Here is a 15,931-nt window from a genome sequence, read left to right as displayed (position 1 = left end):
GAATCGGAATTTGGCCCTTCGCGACATATTGCGGTGCCACGCCGTTTCGGTCGCAAGCGGGACGAAGCGGACATCGGATGTCGGTCATGATCGGTGGGGTTCGTTGCGAATGACCCGAAGCCGAACTCAAAAACGTCACGGATGCACTTGTGCCAATCGATGATGGCATCGAAGATATGCGACCATTTGCAACTGGCTTCCGCAATGACCCAGCTCGCGATCATCTACTTTTCCGTAACCGGAACTACTGAGAAGTTAGCGCAGGCCGTAGAGCGCGGGGCGGCTGCAATTGCCGATGTAACCCTTTGCCGGATCGGTAGTGATGACATCGTCTCAGGTCGCTTTCAGAACGAGACGGTGCTCCGGACAATTGACGCCGCGAACGGCGTGGCATTCGGCAGCCCGACCTACATGGGCGGACCTTCCGCCCAATTCAAGGCGTTTGCTGATGCTTCCAGCGACAGATGGAGCAAACAGAATTGGGCAAACAAGATTGCAGCAGGCTTTACCACGGGCACCTGTCCAAGTGGCGATCAACTCCACACGTTGACCTACTTTACGATCCTCGCAGCTCAACACGGTATGTTGTGGTGCGGGCTGGACGTTCCGGGAGGAGAGGATCCGGGTGGTCGCAATCGTCTTGGGAGCCAGCTCGGACTCGCCACGCACTTGATTGATGGCACCTTGCCTCAAAGTGATCTGAACACGGCAGAATACCTTGGTAGGCGGTTGGCTCAGGTTGCGAGCCGTCATGTCCGTTAGTGGCACTTCGCGTCATTTTGTTGCCGCGCAGTAAGCTTGTCGGGTTCGGAGAAGAGCAGACATCGCTTCTGCCGATTTGAAGCGGTAGACCAAATCGTCGCCCTGCCGCCTTGTCCCAAGCGGTCCTATACAGAGCACCATGACCTTGTCACACTCGCGGAGATTGGTATGATCCAAACATTCCCGCTGGCCGACCCATACTCTCAAACGTGCCTGGAGGGGTCCATGCCCAACAAGAGACCTGCTTTTGCCGATCTCGTACGCGGCGCCGTCATATTGTTGATGGCGGCTTGCTTCGGCACCGGGGAGTTGCGTGCCGCCGAGTCGGTCTGGCCGATTCCGGACTGGCAGATGTCCACGCCCGAAGGACAAGGAATGGACTCTGCCGAACTTGCGAAGATCATCGCCTATGGCAAGACCAAGAGCTTCGACAGCCTCTTGGTCACGCGCCACGGGCGCATCGTGCTCGACGCCTACTACGCACCCTACACCGGGGACATCCCACACAACCTCAACTCTGCCACCAAGTCGGTGGTTAGCAGCCTCGTCGCCATGCTGCGCAAGGACGGTCTGCTCGCCAGTTTCGAGCACCCGGTGCTCGACCTCTTTGCCGACCGCGATGTCGCCAATGTCGACGAGCGCAAGAAGGCGGTCACGGTGCAGCATCTCCTCGACATGACCTCAGGCCTCGAATGGGATGAGGGGTTCGAAGGCGGCCGGGAGCAGTCCATGATCGACATGCGGCGCAGCCCCGACTGGGTCAAGTTCATCCTCGATCGCCCGATGTCATCGCATGCGCCCGGAGAACTGCTCTACTATAACAGCGGCAATTCGCATCTGCTTTCGGCGATCGTCACCAAGCTCACGGGGACGGCTACGGCTACCTATGCGAATGCGAAGCTGCTCGGTCCGCTCGGGATCGCACCGCCGTTCTGGCGCAGGGATCCGCAAGGCATCGCGATCGGTGGATTCGGCCTGTCGCTGCGGCCGCACGACATGGCGAAGATAGGCTTTCTCTATCTGCGCCATGGCGAGTGGGCCGGCCAACAACTCCTTCCCGCGGAATGGGTCGACAGTGTCAATCATGCCACCATCCGCATGAACGCGACGTTCGACCCCGGCCTGACCTATCACAACCAGTTCTGGGCGCTGCCCGACCGGCATGTCTTCATGGCGGTCGGCTATCACTGCCAGGTGATCATGGTGTTTCCCGATCTCGACATCGTGGCGGCTATGACTGCGAGGGATTTCTGTTCGTTCCGCAGGATGGCTGAGGGTATCTCTGGCGCGGTCAAATCTGAAGCGCCGCTGCCGGCCAATTCTGACGCGGCGCGCCTGCTCGCCGATGCGGTCAGCGACGTCTCGACCGAGAAGCCGACAGAGGTCGGCCCGACGCCCCGGATCGCGTCGGTGATTTCAGGCAAGACCTACCGGTTCGCCACCAATGCGCTCGATGTCAGATCCCTTTCGCTGTCGTTCACGGATAGGCCTGGCTACGCCGTGGAGATCGATTCGCACAATCCCGCCAATCCCGTGATCCAGGAGCGCGGCCCGATTGGCCTCGACGGCCTCTATCGCAAGAGCGAGCCGACGTCCTTCGGATTGCGCGCGGTCAAGGGCGCGTGGGTGAGCGGCGATACCTTCGCGATCGATGTGCAGTATGTGGGCTTGGGCGAGCAGCAGAAGTTCTCGCTCTCGTTCAGCGGCGACAACAAGGTCGTGCTGCGCGGCAGAGCCAGGGGCGGCCGCGAGGTCACGGTCGACGGCGAGGCCGGCGCGAATTAGAGCCAAGCTTTTAAAAGGGGCCTTCCGGTCGTGGCCCTTTGCGTCATTTCGTTGCCGCGCAGTAAGTAGGTCGCTTTCGGGGAGGAGCAGACATTGAACGGTAGCAGGCACCGTCAGACTAGATGGGCGCACGGCAGTGGCGCGGACGAGTGTTAAGTTGAATCTGGGAGTGTTCTAGTTTGGCGAATAATAGTTTTCGCTACGAACAATGAGCGATGAGAAGTCCTTCAAAGCCTGATACCAGCGCCGGGAAAGCACTCTCGCGACGCTCTGTCCTGACCGGACTTGCGGCAACCTGCGTTGCGGCGTCGGCGAAATGGAGTTGGGCTGCCGAAATCGGTGGTGGTCCGTCCTTTTTCGCTGATGGCCCGGACGCCGAACTTTACGGCGCGGCCGAGAACTACCCGATCAAGGACCGGTGGCGGATCTTTCAGCCCGGCAATCCGGCCTCGCCAAAATACCGCGTCGGCGCATTCAGTCATTACGATGAGATATTCCCGACGCGTCACGTCGATCGCGCGGCCACGGCCTGGCCATTCAAGCGAACGCCGGCGGATGTCAGCTACCAGTACAAGGGAAACCGCGCTTCGCTTGCGGATTATCTGGCGCGCAATCCGGTGACGGGCCTGTTGATCGCCAAGGACGACCGGATTCTGGTTGAGCGCTATCAGTACGGCCGCACCGATCGAGACCGGCTGATGTCGCAGTCGATGGCAAAATCGATCACTGGCATGCTGATAGGGATCGCGACCGCGGAAGGCGCGATCAAGTCGATCGACGATGCTGCGGAGACCTATGTTCCCGGCTTGAAAGGCACGGAATACGGTGCAACGCCGATCCGCGCGCTGCTGCACATGTCGTCTGGCGTGAAGTTCGGTGAAGAGAACGACGAAGCGAAAGGCAGCGGAGACGACCTCGATCGCCTGTGGGGCGACATGGTGCGCAAGCACTGGTTTTCCCAAAAAGGCACCGTTGCCAGCATCGCGCAATTCAACCAACGGGTCGCGCCGCCGGGGACGCGATTCCATTACGCCAGCATCGAGACGGACGTGCTTGGTCTCGTGCTGCGTTACGCGACCGGTCAATCAATGTGCGGCTATCTCCAGGAAAAAGTCTGGCAGCCGATCGGCACGGAAGCGGATGCCAAATGGCTGATTGATGCGGAAGGCCGTGAGGTGGCGCACGGGTTCTTCAATGCGGTGCTGCGCGACTACGCGCGGCTCGCCCGTCTGCTGGCCCACGACGGAGCGTGGGAGGGCATACAGATCATACCTGCACAGTGGATGATTGATGCGACCACGGTGCGCGCCTCCGAGACGTATCTGGCAAAAGCCGAGGGAGGGTTCGGGTACGGCTATCAGGTCTACCTGTTTCCCGGCGGCAGACGGCAATTCGCACTCTTGGGGCACCTCGGGCAGCGCATCCTCGTTGATCCGCCCTCGAAGCTGGTCATGGTACAGACCGCCGTCGATGAAAAGTCCCCCGAAATCTGGCGTCTGTGGTCGGCCGTGGTCGCGCAGTTCGGGTGACGCCACCTTCCTTCTCCTCTTGTGGGAGAGGGGAAGAGAGATCACTCCGCTCTCGACGTCGGAATAGAGGTCTGCTTCTGGCCCTCAGCGACCGAAGTCCATGTCCGCTCGCACGTCGGCAATCAAGGCAACAGCGGACTCGTTTTGCTCACCATGAGTTCTTCTCAGTCTGCCCCACAGCCGACCTCTTCAGTGTGCCGCTCTCGCCTTCATCAAAACGAACAGATGGGAGCCTGCGGTGATTACCGAGAAAATGACTATTCCTAATTCAACACCGTGCACACTTTGCGGCGCATAACTCGAAGCCAGCCAAATAAAGAGCCGAACAGCTCCCATGAAGACAACCATTCCCCACATCGCGAACCATTTTGGGGCGTACCATGTTGGCTCCCCGTTGCGTCCCCACTGCATTGCGATCAGTTCGCGCCCGATACGGGGCCCAAAATAGAGGTTGAAGGTGACAACCAACGCAACAGCCAGACCAAAAACGTAATCTGCGGGTAACATGTTTTGCGCCTTCCCAGAAAACGAGCAAGCCTATCGCAAGACGAAGCCTCTGCAAGTTGTGCTTGTCTAATTTTAACCGCTCGCGTCTAATTTCCGTATGGTTGCCAGCAGGTTGACCCATTACCCGAGGTCTGGTTGTGGCCCAAACCGACGAATCCTGATGTCCGCTGTTTTGTCTGCTCTGAGTGCCGTAGCGGGCCGGTTGTGCTCATTGTGAGTTCTTCGGCCTTGACCCAAAGCAGCCATGAAATCAATCGTGTCGCATTTTCCATAATTCGTTCAGGCATATTGAGCACTTCCGTGCCAACTTTGCCGCATGGCATGGATTGTGGCAGTCGCGGCCTTGGTGTTCTTCTATCGACGCGCGACACGCGCGGGCGACAGGCTCGCAGAGCTCAAGCCAACAGGGATACTCCGGTCCCCGCTATTTTGTACGCAGACAGCACTCCTATGCGCGTTATTTGCGCTGATGTGTGCTCCTGGCTACCTGCCTCATGAACGTTGGGCGGTCGCCGTGTATCTAGCGGTACTGGTCGGTGTCCTTGCAGCGCTTTTGCTTGTGCGACGCGCGTTGAAATGGCGCTATCCAATCTGAGGCAGTCGCGTCCGCTTCTGGCCCTGGCTGTGTCGAAACACGAAAGATCGAAACGCGGCGAGAATTACATTCTTCATTTCGTGCTTTAAGCTGGGTGCGCTTGCGAGTTTGGGGGGTAAGAGGGGCGCGGACGAATAGCTTCGGATGGCTGCTCGTCGGCTTAGAGCGGACAGCTCAAATTGCATTCTCTGATACGTCTACGTCCAAACTAAAAAGCCCCGCCGTGGCTGGCGGGGCTTTCCGCGCTTCAGACTAGGGGACGTACTTTACCCCGATTAGGGGACGTACTTATAGGGGACCAACTTTACCCGCGGCTGCACTTGTTCTTGATTGATTGTATTTTCGCACGGCATCGTGATCGCACGATCGTAGCAGAGATCGCACCGGCCCGGCGTTCACAGCCAAGTGTTCTCACTTGGCAAAGATTGCATCGATGGTTTGTCAAAAGCAGGGCGCGGCACCACGCAGCGCGCCTGTGAAGTCGGCGCAACAAAAAAGCTTCGTCCGCCAGGATCACTGCGCGGACGAAGCAGTATGCCTCAGTCGAGGGAGGGAGAAACGCAGGGACGCGGACTTCAAGCAGGAAGCGGGCGGCACTGCGCAGTCATTCAGAGACCAGGACTGAGGGAGCTCAGGACCCTCACATACGCGACATAGGCTGAGTGCACAGGCGGCGCATAGCCGCGATGATCTAGGAGCCATGCCCATCCGGCTCGCTGGCGTTGATTGGGACCGGCGAGCCGGGGGGGGCGTGGCGAACGGTCTGGCGTCTTGCTCAGACGGCCTTGTTCAAGCCGCTTTGCTCAGGCGGCCTTGGCTTTCGCCACGTGGGTCGCGATCGCGTCCATCAGCGCCGGCGACAGACAGTCATAGGGCTCGAGCCCGATTTCCTTCAGCCGCGCACGGATGCCTGCCATCTGCTCCGGCTTCACGCCCGATTCGATCACGGAGGAGACGAAGGCGGCGAATTGCGGCGCCTGCGAGCCCTGCTCCTGGAACAGCTCGGGATGGATGAAGTCGAGGCCATAGAACGGATGATTCTTGTTCTCGATGCGGCCGTACATGTGCGTGCCGCAGGCCTTGCAGGCGTGACGCTGGATCACCGCGGAGGGATCGACGATCTGGAGCTTGTCGCCGTTCTCGAGCACGGTGACGTTCTGCCGCGGCACCACCGCGACGACCGAGAAGGTCGCGCCCTCCGGCTTCCAGCACTTGGTGCAGCCACAGGCGTGGTTGTGGGCGACATCGCCCTTGATGCCGACCTTGATCGGGTGGTCCGTGCATTTGCAGACCAGCGTGCCGCCGGCAAAGCTGCCGCTGCCCTGTTTGACGCCGTTATCGATCGAGGGATGGAGTGCAACAGTCATGGTCGATCCTCCTTTGGGGGTGACGCTATTGAACTAGAACACGACGACTGAACGGATGGATTTGCCCTCATGCATCAGCTCGAAGCCCTTGTTGATCTCTTCGAGCTTGAGCACGTGGGTGATCATCGGATCGATCTGGATCTTTCCGTTCATGTACCAGTCGACGATCTTCGGCACGTCGGTGCGGCCGCGCGCGCCGCCGAAGGCCGTGCCGCGCCAGTTGCGCCCGGTGACGAGCTGGAACGGGCGGGTGGCGATCTCCTTGCCGGCTTCGGCGACGCCGATGATGATCGAGGTGCCCCAGCCGCGATGGCAGGCCTCCAGCGCCTGGCGCATCACCGTGGTGTTGCCGGTGCAGTCGAAGGTGTAGTCGGCGCCGCCGTCGGTGAGGCCGACCAGATGCTGGACGATGTCGCCGGTGACCTTCTTCGGGTTGACGAAGTGGGTCATGCCGAACCGCTTGCCCCAATCTTCCTTGGAGTCGTTGATGTCGACGCCGATGATCTTGTCGGCGCCGGCCATCTTGGCGCCCTGGATCACGTTGAGGCCGATGCCGCCGAGGCCGAACACGACCACATTCGAGCCCGGCTCGACTTTCGCGGTGTTGACGACGGCGCCGACGCCGGTGGTGACGCCGCAGCCGATGTAGCAGCTCTTGTCGAAGGGTGCGTCCTCGCGGATCTTCGCCACCGCGATCTCCGGCAGCACCGTGAAGTTCGAGAAGGTCGAGCAGCCCATGTAGTGGTAGATCGGCTTGCCCTTGTAGGAGAAGCGGCTGGTTCCGTCGGGCATCACGCCCTTGCCCTGCGTCGCGCGGATCGCGGTGCAGAGATTGGTCTTCTGGCTCAGGCAGCTTTTGCACTGCCGGCATTCCGGCGTGTAGAGCGGAATGACGTGGTCGCCCGGCTTCACCGAGCTCACGCCTGCGCCGATCTCGCGGATGATGCCGGCGCCCTCATGGCCCAGGATCGACGGGAAGATTCCCTCGCTGTCGAAGCCGTCGAGCGTGTAGGCGTCGGTATGGCAGATGCCCGTCGCCTTGATCTCGACCAGGACTTCGCCGGCCTTCGGTCCTTCCAGATCGACTTCGACGATCTCGAGCGGCTTCTTGGCTTCGAAAGCAACGGCGGCACGTGTCTTCATCGTAAACTCCTCAAATTCTTCTGGAGATGCCAAGAACTAAGTCTCGGCCAAGCTCCAAACGTTCACTTCTTGCCCATGCACGAGTCTTCATTGTTGGTATAGGCTTCGTTTTTATCCTCGTGCTTACTTGGTCGGGCGCGACCCCAGGACTCGTTGGAGCGGGCGCGCAGATAGACGTAGAGATCGTCCATGTAGCAGGCGACGTTCGGGTTATCGCCGAAGGCCGGCATCACGTTCTCCGAGGCGGTCGAGATGTTCTTGCGGCCGGAGGCGACGACGCCGATGAAATCGGCATAGCTCATGGTCTTGAGCGAATCCTTCAGCGCCGGCGCATAGGTCGAGCCCATTCCATCCGGGCCATGGCACACATGGCAGTCCGAGTGATAACGGCGGTATCCGGAATAGGTGTACCAGTCCACGGTCCCGTCGGAGACCTTGTAGGTCGGATTTCCATCCTTATCGAGCCATTCGCCCGTTTCGTTCTGCTTGACGGCAGTCGGGTCGCCCGAGCCGTCCGCGACAGCAATTCCCCCGGACGCAACGAAGATCATCGCAGCAATGACAGAGCAGATTTTATGCAAGAGGGCTTCCTCGAAGGCGTTCGGTGGAGACGAGCCGGCGCGCGGAGTTGATCCACGCGCCGGAGCGATACGGAGTTGAGGCTAGTTCGCCGCCGGCAGCGCGAACACGGTCAGCGTACCGCCGAGCGCCGTGTAGTTGCTGAGAGCTGCGTAGCCGCCGACTGCGCCGAGACCGGCGGTCGGATCGGTCAGCCCCGCTGCCAGACCGATGCCGGCCCAGCCACCCACGCCGGAGAGTACGGCGACGTACTGCTTGCCGCCGTTCTCATAGGTGGTGACATTGCCGATGATGCCGGACGGAGTCTTGAACTTGTAGAGCTCCTTTCCGGTCTTGGCGTCGACAGCCTTCAGGTAGCCTTCGAGCGTGCCGTAGAAGACTACGTTGCCGGCGGTTGCGAGCGCACCCGACCAGACCGAGAACTGCTCCTTGTTCGACCAGACGATCTTGCCGGTCTTGCCGTCCCAGGCGATGAAGTTGCCCATGTGGCTTTCACCCTGCGGCGGATACATCGAGAGCGTTGCGCCCACATAGGGCTGGCCCGCGGTGTAGCTCACCTTGAACGGTTCGTAGTCCATGCAGACGTGGTTGGTCGGAACGTAGAACAGCTGCGTGTCCGGCGAATAGGCCGCCGGCTGCTCGTCCTTGGTGCCGAGCGCGGCCGGGCAGATGCCCTTCACGTTGTGGTCCTCGCCCGCTTTGTCGGTCGAAGCTGCGTCGAGCACCTTCGGACGGCCATAGGTCGGCGAGTTCTTGTCCATGTCGACGCCGGAGGTCCAGTTCACCTTCGGATCGTACTTTTCGGCGACCAGCAGTTCGCCAGTGGCGCGATCGAGCGTATAGCCGAGGCCGTTACGATCGAAATGGGTCAGCAGCTTGCGCGGCTGGCCGTTGATCTGCTGATCCGAGAGGATCATCTCGTTGACGCCGTCATAGTCCCACTCGTCGTGGGGCGTCATCTGATAGACCCACTTGGCAACGCCGGTATCCGGGTTACGCGCCCAGATCGTCATCGACCACTTGTTGTCGCCGGGACGCTGCTTCGGGTTCCAGGTCGATGGGTTGCCCGATCCGTAATAGATCAGGTTCAGCTCGGGATCGTAGGAGATCCAGCCCCATGTGGCACCGCCGCCGATCTTCCACTGATCGCCTTGCCAGGTCTTCAGGCTGGAATCCTTGCCGATCGGCTTGCCGAGCGCGGTGGTCTTGTCGTCGACCAGAAGCTGGTTATCCGGCCCTTCCGAATACCCGCGCCAGACCTCCTTGCCGGTCTTGATGTCGTAGGCAGTCATATGAGCCTGGACACCGAATTCGCCGCCGGAGATGCCGATGAGCACCTTGTCCTTGATGACCATGGGCGCCGACGTGCCGGTCTCGCCCTTGCTCGGGTCGCCATTCTTGGCGGTCCAGGCAACCTGGCCGGTCTTGGCGTCGAGTGCGACAAGGGTGGTATCGGCTTGATGCAGGAAGATCTTGCCGTCGCCGTAGGCGAGGCCGCGGTTAACCGTGTCGCAGCACATCACCGGGATGACGTTCGGATCCTGCTTCGGCTCGTACTTCCAGACGATCTTGTTCTCCTGCGAAAGGTCAATGGCGTAGACCTTGTTCGGGAACGGCGTGTGGACGTACATGATGTTGCCGATGATCAGCGGGCCGCCCTCGTGGCCGCGCAGCACGCCGGTCGAGAAGGTCCAGGCGACTTGGAGCTTGCCGACGTTCTGCGCGTTGATCTGGTTCAGCTTCGAGTAGCGGGTGTTGGCATAGTCGCCGGTCGGCATCACCCAGTCTTTCGGGTTCTGCGACATCTTGATCAGCTCGTCATTGGCTGACGCGCTCCCGACGGCGAGAGCCGCCGCGGAGCCAAGAAAGGTCGCCAATAGCACCTTGCGCATAGTCATTCCTCCGTTGGTCTCGTTTATTGTTTCCGAAGCATTGTTTAATCACCGGGCTTCTCGTCCGGCGTCTGCTCGTGCAGGGCGGTCACGTTTGCAGGGCGGTCACGTTGGGGACCAGAAACGATGCTGTGCTGTTTCCCTCCTCCTGATGAGAGCCACGGGTCCACGTGCAGGGGCGGCCCGTTCTTGTTGTTCCTGTCGCAATCCCTAACGACTTCACCATCGGGAAACTTGCCCAAGAGCGAAGCTGGTTTGCTCGACAGCGCACGGAGGCGAAGTTTTTGATTTTGCGGTAGCGAATTCAGCAGCTTCGGCGCCGAGTGGTGCGGCGCTCAACGCTCATGTTCCCCTTGACGGCGCTGCGACTAAGGCGGAGGATTAACTTTCAAGGGTGGCGCACGTTCCAAAAGATCGCCCAAATTTGAGGTAAACGTCGCGCAATCATGGCTGAGGGCTCCGGCAGCGCTGGTCCCGACTCGTGTCGAATCTCCGGATGAAAACCAGTGGCTGGATTAATGCCCGACACAATTCACACGCTCTCGACGACCGGACTGACGCCGAAGCGGCAGATCCAGAGCTGGGTCGACGGGCTGACGAGCCTGTGCGGACACTTCGACGTCGATCCGCTGGAGGCATCCTCGCTCGAAGGCCGCATCGACTACACCACCGTCTCGCGCCTGAAGCTCTGCCAGATCGAGGTGAGCCAGCATCGCATCGCGCACACGCTGGCGCGCGCCAAGGGCAATGAACACCCGTACATAAAAATCCACTTCCAGACCTACGGCGTGTCCTATTTCGAGCAGGAAGGCCGCCACATCGAGCTGAACCCGGGCGACATCCTCGCCTATGACGTTTCATGTCCGCATCTGATCATCAGCCCCGCCTTCACGCGCCACGACGTGGTGATCGTGCCGAAGGCTCTGCTGCGCGACCGCGGATTCCCCTCGCAGCGGATGCCGGCGTGCAAATTGTCGGCGAAGACAGGTACGGGTCGGATCGCCCATGATTTCGTCCATGCCACCTTCGACGAGGCGGCGAAGCTGTCGGCGAACAGTGCGGTCGGTGTTGCCGATTCGCTGATCGACCTCTTGCTGCTGCCGCTGCGCGAAGCCGACACGATGTTCGATCGCGTCGGGCCCGAGGCGATGTATGTGCGCGCGCAGTTCTTCATCCGCGAGCATCTGCGCGATCCGGATCTGTGCATCGACCAGATCTCCGCCGAGCTCGGCTGCTCCAAGCGCTACCTTCACATGCTGTTCAGCGAGCGCGGCACCACGGTGAGCGACTACATCTGGCAGGCGCGCCTGCAGAACTGCCGCCAGGAGCTCGAGGCACACGCCGGCAAGACCATCACCGACGTCGCGTTCTCCTGGGGCTTCTCCAGCTCATCGCATTTCAGCCGCGTGTTCCGGAAATATTTTGGCGTAGTGCCGTCCTCGATCCACAAGGCGCAGCACGGTGCTTTAGCCGCGGACGAGCACTAGGCAGACAGGGGCGCAGCCCTTTTGCCGGGCATTCCGTGCTTCGTCGTTCAAGGAATTGGCGTGAAGGCGGGGCGCCGGATTTGCCAGGACGAAGGCCTAGCGCAGTGACGGCAGCCGCCGCAATTGCGATGTCGCTCAGGCCGACATGGCTATATAGGGAATGCTGGCCACGAGAGCGACGAGCAGCACCGCGTTGCAGAGCATTCCGCTCCAATGCAACCGCCGCAGCCGACGCGGAGCTTCGGTGTCGCCTGCGTCCCTCGCGCTGAGCTGTTCGTCCATCCGCGGCATGAACCAGCGGTGCCCGCAGATTGCGAGAGCGGCAATCAGACCGACACCGGCCGCAAAGACAAACCGACCGGCGACGATGAGCGCCAGCGTCCCGGCGACGCCGGCAACGCTCATCACCAGGAAGTGGATGTTGAACATTCCGCGCAAGAGCTGGGCGACGGGCTGGATGTCGAGCTTCACCAGCAGGAAGGCCGGCGACGCCAGCGTGAAATAGCCCATCGGAAAGAGCAGAATAATCATGACAGCTATGGCGATGGCATCCGGTGTCATGCGATAGGCCTTTCTCGTCCGCCCCGATGAGGGCTTCCTGTCGCGGCGCACGATCATAGCCGGCAAATTCGTCTCCGACACTAGGCTTTGGTTGGATGCCCGATGAAATAGGCGGCGGCCATCGGGCGGACGACGATCAACGCGCGTCGATGCCGTTGCGCCCGACCGCCTGCCACACCCACCGTCATTAGGGGATGCGTGCGCAGCACGCAGGCCCGGAATCCATCGGGCCGCGTGTGGTGTTGGGGAATGGATTCCGGGTTCGCCCTGCGGGCGCCCCGGAATGACGGTCTACCTCACCGCTGAATGATCTTCATCCAGACATCGCCGAGGATCGCGGGCTCGCGCGGCGGCAGGTAGGTGAGGCCGGCCTTCTTGCCGAATGCGGCGATCTTGCCTTCCGCGGCAAGCTCCGTCAGCGCCTTGTTGGCGGCATCGATCAGCGCGCCATCGCTCGCAAGCCCGACATAGCCGCGATTGGCGCCGATCGGATAATAGTAGCCGGAGGCGGTGATCGCCGTGTCGGGATGCGCGGCGCGATGGGCGTCGAGACGGGCGAGGTCCATCAGCGTCGCGTCATAGTCGCCGCGCTGAAGTGCGCCGAGGAGGTCGTCGCGACCGGGGACGAGATGGGTGATGTTGTCGATCAGGCGTCCCTTGTCGAACGTCATCAGGACGGCATCTCCGAGCGAGCCGCTCTCGATCGCGAGGCGAAGGCCTGCGAGATCGCCGATGTCGCCGATCTTGCGACCCTGCGCCTTCGGCCCGAGCACGACCGTCATGGGCGAATAGACGTAAGGCTGGCTCGGCGCGAGCACGCTGAGCGCGACGCGGCGGCGCCGGTCGTCGCGCGTGGCCCCACTGAAGTCCGGCAAGCGCGCCGTCTTCATGCCGGGGGCGGCCAGCGAGTCCGTTGTCAGCGCATAGCCGCCGACGAGCGAACAGCGACCGTCGGAGAGCAAGGCGTTGGCCTCGAGCTGAGGGCTCGAATCCTCGTCCAGCTTGCTCTCGAACCACTGGATCTTGAGCGGCCGTCCCATCCGTTCCGCGATCGCCTGCGCCAGCAGCACGTCGAACCCAGCGTCCGGCTTGCCCTTGTGATGCATCGAGAGTGGCGGCCGGTCCTCGTCGAGGCAGACCTTCAGCGGATCATCGGCCGCATGTGCGGTCGCGGGCGCCGCCACGAGGATCGCAGTAACGCTCCATGCAACGAGCCAGCGCCTCATGGCTTCCTCCGGCTGGAGATGAAGGCCCAGAGATCCCCGATCTGGTCGTCGTTGAGGATGTCTCCCCAGGGCGGCATCCTGTTGTTCTTGCCGTTCTTCACCGTGGTGACGAAGCGTGTCTTGTCGTCGGGGAAGGCGCGCAGGTCTGGGGTGATGGTGCCGGAGTTCATCAAATTGGGGCCGTGGCAGTGCGAGCATTTCTCGGCATAGGTCGACTTGCCATGGTCGATCTGTGCCTGCACGGGATTGCCGGTTGCGTCATCCGCGGCACGGACGGTCGCCGCAAGCGCGACCATCAGCACCGCGACGGCGGCGAGGATCGCCGCCGTCTTGTGAGATATTTCCCTCAGCATCTGGCCGTGGTTACTGCTTGACCGCAAAAACCCACAGCGAGCCGCCGGGCGGCACCTTGGCGAGCCGCTCGTCGCCGGAGAACAGCGAGTAGACGCCGCCATAGCCAGAGGTGACGGCGACATACTGCACGCCGTCCTGCTGCCAGGTCACCGGTTGTCCCTCGATGCCGGAGCCGGTCTGGAACTGCCAGAGCTTCTTGCCGGTGTCGGCGTCGAATGCCTCGAACTCGCCGGTCAGCGCGCCCGTGAACACGACGCCGCCCGCGGTCGACAGCACGCCGGAGAAGCGCGGGATGTCGCTGGGTGCCTCCCACTTCGCCTTGCCGGTCATGGGGTCGATCGCCTTGAGGTGGCCGCGCGGACCGTCACCCCATTCCCAGGGGTCGGTGAGGTCCATGCCGAGATACCATTCGCCCTGCTTGAAGGTGATGGGCTCGGTCTTGTATCTGCCGCCGAAGGCGAGCGTGTTGGCATAGGCGAGGCCGGTCTGTGGATTGAACGACATCGGCTCCCAGTTCTTGCCGCCGAGGATCGACGGATAGACCGTGACCTTCTTGCCGTCGCGCGCATCCTTCACGACGTCGGTCTCGATCGGCCGTCCCGTCTTCAGGTCGACGCCGCTCGCCCAGTTGACCTTCACGTAAGGATTGGCCGCGAGCACCTTTCCGTTGGTGCGGTCGAGCACGTAGAAGAAGCCGTTGCGGTTGGCGTCCATCAGCACCTTGGTCGGCTTGCCCTCGACGTTCATGTCGGCGAGGACCATCTCGGCCACGCTGTCATAGTCGAATGGATTGTTCGGCGAGAACTGGTAATGCCACTTGATCTTGCCGGTCTTGGGATCCATCGCCAGCACGGAGCAGGTGTAGAGGTTGTCGCCGGGGCGTACCGCTGCGTTAAATGGGCCGGGATTGCCGATGCCCCAATAGACCGTGTTCAACTCGGGATCGTAGGAGCCCGTGATCCAGGTCGAGCCGCCGCCGAGCTTCCAGGTGTCGCCCTTCCAGGTGTCGCCGCCGGGCTCGTCCGGCGAGGGGATCGAATAGGTGCGCCAAAGATGCTTGCCCGTTGCCGGATCCCAGCCGTCGATGAATCCGCGGGTGCCGAACTCGGCGCCGGAGATGCCGGTGATGACGACACCGTCGGCGACCAGCGGGGCCACCGTCATCGAATAGCCTTCCTTGATGTCGGCCGCCTTCTGCCGCCACAGCTCCTTGCCGTCCTTGGCATCGAGCGCGATCACGTTGGCGTCGAGGGTGGTGCGGAACAGCTTGCCGTCGTAAAGCGCGCCGCCGCGATTGATGATGCCGCAGCACACGATGCGCGGCGTCTCGGCGGGATATTCGATCTTGGATTTCCAGATCTGCTTGCCGGTCTTGGCGTCGACCGCCATGGTCGCGTTGTGCGAGGTCACGTAGATTACGCCCTGGTACACCAGCGGCTGCGATTCCTCGCTGCGATCGTCGTTGAAGCTGTAGTTCCAGACCGGGACGAGATTCTTGACGGTGTCCTTGTTGATCTGGTTCAGCGTCGAGAAGCGCTGCAGATTGTAGCCCATCCCGTAGTTGAGAACGTTCGATGTATCGGTTGCACCCTTGACCAATTGTTCGGTCGTTTGTGCGCTCGCAACCGAGCATGCGGATATGACGAGGCTCGCGGCCATCGCAAAGCGTTTCATCCGTTCCTCCCAATAGCGCGCCTCTTGACGCTGCGGGAGCAACACTCGGTCCGATTGCAAAAGTCGTCAATATGAAATTCAAAAGCGAGTTGCCGATTTGTTGGACGCCAGATGCCAGGCTTCGCGCGGTAATCCTCGATAAATTTTGCTCGTCTTGCGCGAATGCGCTGCACCAATTTCCGCGGCGCGGATTGGCGCGGAGGCTAGTTGATCAGATGGCCCGGGCACAACGTCGGGCGCGGCCGGGATCCACGCTTGTCGGCCGGCACGTTGCAATTGTCGATGCGCTGCTCGTCGGTCCATTTGGGGCCGAGGCGCTCCTTGCCGGTCAGTGTGCCCGCGGGTCGCACCGGCACGGGTTTGGGATGAACGCCGCTCTCCGCCGCGACGGGCGAGACAAGGCACAACGTAACGACGCAACAGAGGGGAATCGTCATCAGGCGGATCATGAGCGGCCTCGCTGGTGCAGC

The 15,931-nt window shown here is 61.5% G+C and carries 15 protein-coding genes; 4 read left to right on the top strand and 11 right to left on the bottom strand.

From position 1 onward, the window contains the following. Positions 1-224, bottom strand: a 224-nt coding sequence (locus AC630_RS46320) for a hypothetical protein (RefSeq protein WP_208867046.1), incomplete at its 3' end; no start/stop codon positions are given. Here AC630_RS46320 and AC630_RS24725 point away from each other — a divergent pair. The 3 genes from AC630_RS24725 to AC630_RS24715 all read left to right on the top strand — a co-directional run bounded on the left by AC630_RS24725 (position 205) and on the right by AC630_RS24715 (position 4,076). Beyond that, positions 205-762 carry a flavodoxin family protein gene (locus AC630_RS24725; RefSeq protein ID WP_074121045.1) on the top strand — a complete coding sequence of 186 codons (558 nt, stop codon included), beginning with the start codon at positions 205-207 and terminating at the stop codon, positions 760-762. The genes AC630_RS46320 and AC630_RS24725 overlap by 20 nt on opposite strands. Before the next feature lie 225 nt (positions 763-987). Next, complete coding sequence (locus AC630_RS24720; protein ID WP_074121038.1) at positions 988-2,547, top strand: serine hydrolase domain-containing protein; 1,560 nt, start codon at positions 988-990, stop codon at positions 2,545-2,547. Between the two features lie 215 nt (positions 2,548-2,762). After that, positions 2,763-4,076 (top strand): serine hydrolase domain-containing protein, encoded by a 1,314-nt coding sequence (locus AC630_RS24715; protein WP_083636375.1) that lies wholly within the window; start codon positions 2,763-2,765, stop codon positions 4,074-4,076. Between the two features lie 189 nt (positions 4,077-4,265). On the opposite strand, the gene AC630_RS24710 is transcribed toward AC630_RS24715, so the two are convergent. The 5 genes from AC630_RS24710 to xoxF5 all read right to left on the bottom strand — a co-directional run bounded on the left by AC630_RS24710 (position 4,266) and on the right by xoxF5 (position 10,159). After that, entirely contained in the window at positions 4,266-4,583 is a 318-nt protein-coding gene (locus AC630_RS24710) for an SdpI family protein (protein WP_074121037.1), read from the bottom strand. Between the two features lie 1,398 nt (positions 4,584-5,981). Continuing rightward, on the bottom strand, positions 5,982-6,545 hold the full coding sequence (gfa, locus tag AC630_RS24695) for an S-(hydroxymethyl)glutathione synthase (RefSeq protein WP_074121034.1): 564 nt from the start codon (positions 6,543-6,545) through the stop codon (positions 5,982-5,984). A gap of 33 nt (positions 6,546-6,578) precedes the next feature. After that, on the bottom strand, positions 6,579-7,688 hold the full coding sequence (locus AC630_RS24690) for an S-(hydroxymethyl)glutathione dehydrogenase/class III alcohol dehydrogenase (RefSeq protein ID WP_074121033.1): 1,110 nt from the start codon (positions 7,686-7,688) through the stop codon (positions 6,579-6,581). A gap of 62 nt (positions 7,689-7,750) precedes the next feature. Then, entirely contained in the window at positions 7,751-8,239 is a 489-nt protein-coding gene (locus tag AC630_RS24685) for a c-type cytochrome, methanol metabolism-related (RefSeq protein ID WP_074121032.1), read from the bottom strand. A 111-nt stretch (positions 8,240-8,350) separates the two neighbouring features. Continuing rightward, a complete protein-coding gene (gene xoxF5 / locus AC630_RS24680) occupies positions 8,351-10,159 on the bottom strand; it encodes a lanthanide-dependent methanol dehydrogenase XoxF5 (RefSeq protein WP_074121031.1) in 1,809 nt (602 codons plus the stop codon). Between the two features lie 518 nt (positions 10,160-10,677). On the opposite strand from xoxF5, the gene AC630_RS24675 reads away from it, so the two are divergent. Further along, positions 10,678-11,646: a helix-turn-helix domain-containing protein gene (locus AC630_RS24675; protein ID WP_074121030.1), complete on the top strand. Its 969-nt coding sequence runs from the start codon at positions 10,678-10,680 to the stop codon at positions 11,644-11,646. A 135-nt stretch (positions 11,647-11,781) separates the two neighbouring features. Here AC630_RS24675 and AC630_RS24670 read toward each other — a convergent pair whose 3' ends face one another. The 5 genes from AC630_RS24670 to AC630_RS24650 form a co-directional block, all read right to left on the bottom strand. Next, complete coding sequence (locus AC630_RS24670) at positions 11,782-12,207, bottom strand: hypothetical protein (protein WP_074121043.1); 426 nt, start codon at positions 12,205-12,207, stop codon at positions 11,782-11,784. Between the two features lie 296 nt (positions 12,208-12,503). Continuing rightward, entirely contained in the window at positions 12,504-13,433 is a 930-nt protein-coding gene (locus AC630_RS24665; RefSeq protein ID WP_074121029.1) for a substrate-binding periplasmic protein, read from the bottom strand. Further along, on the bottom strand, positions 13,430-13,786 hold the full coding sequence (locus AC630_RS24660) for a c-type cytochrome (protein ID WP_074121028.1): 357 nt from the start codon (positions 13,784-13,786) through the stop codon (positions 13,430-13,432). Before AC630_RS24660 ends, AC630_RS24665 begins: the two co-directional genes overlap by 4 nt. 10 nt (positions 13,787-13,796) lie before the next feature. Further along, positions 13,797-15,461 (bottom strand): methanol/ethanol family PQQ-dependent dehydrogenase, encoded by a 1,665-nt coding sequence (locus AC630_RS24655; RefSeq protein ID WP_074121042.1) that lies wholly within the window; start codon positions 15,459-15,461, stop codon positions 13,797-13,799. A 203-nt stretch (positions 15,462-15,664) separates the two neighbouring features. Then, positions 15,665-15,910: a hypothetical protein gene (locus AC630_RS24650; RefSeq protein ID WP_074121027.1), complete on the bottom strand. Its 246-nt coding sequence runs from the start codon at positions 15,908-15,910 to the stop codon at positions 15,665-15,667. Positions 15,911-15,931: the final 21 nt, after the last annotated feature.

The organism is Bradyrhizobium sp. AS23.2, from assembly GCF_001908185.1.
Lineage (GTDB): Bacteria > Pseudomonadota > Alphaproteobacteria > Rhizobiales > Xanthobacteraceae > Bradyrhizobium.
Note: the sequence above shows the minus strand (reverse complement) of the source record. Positions and strands in the feature narration are given on the sequence as shown.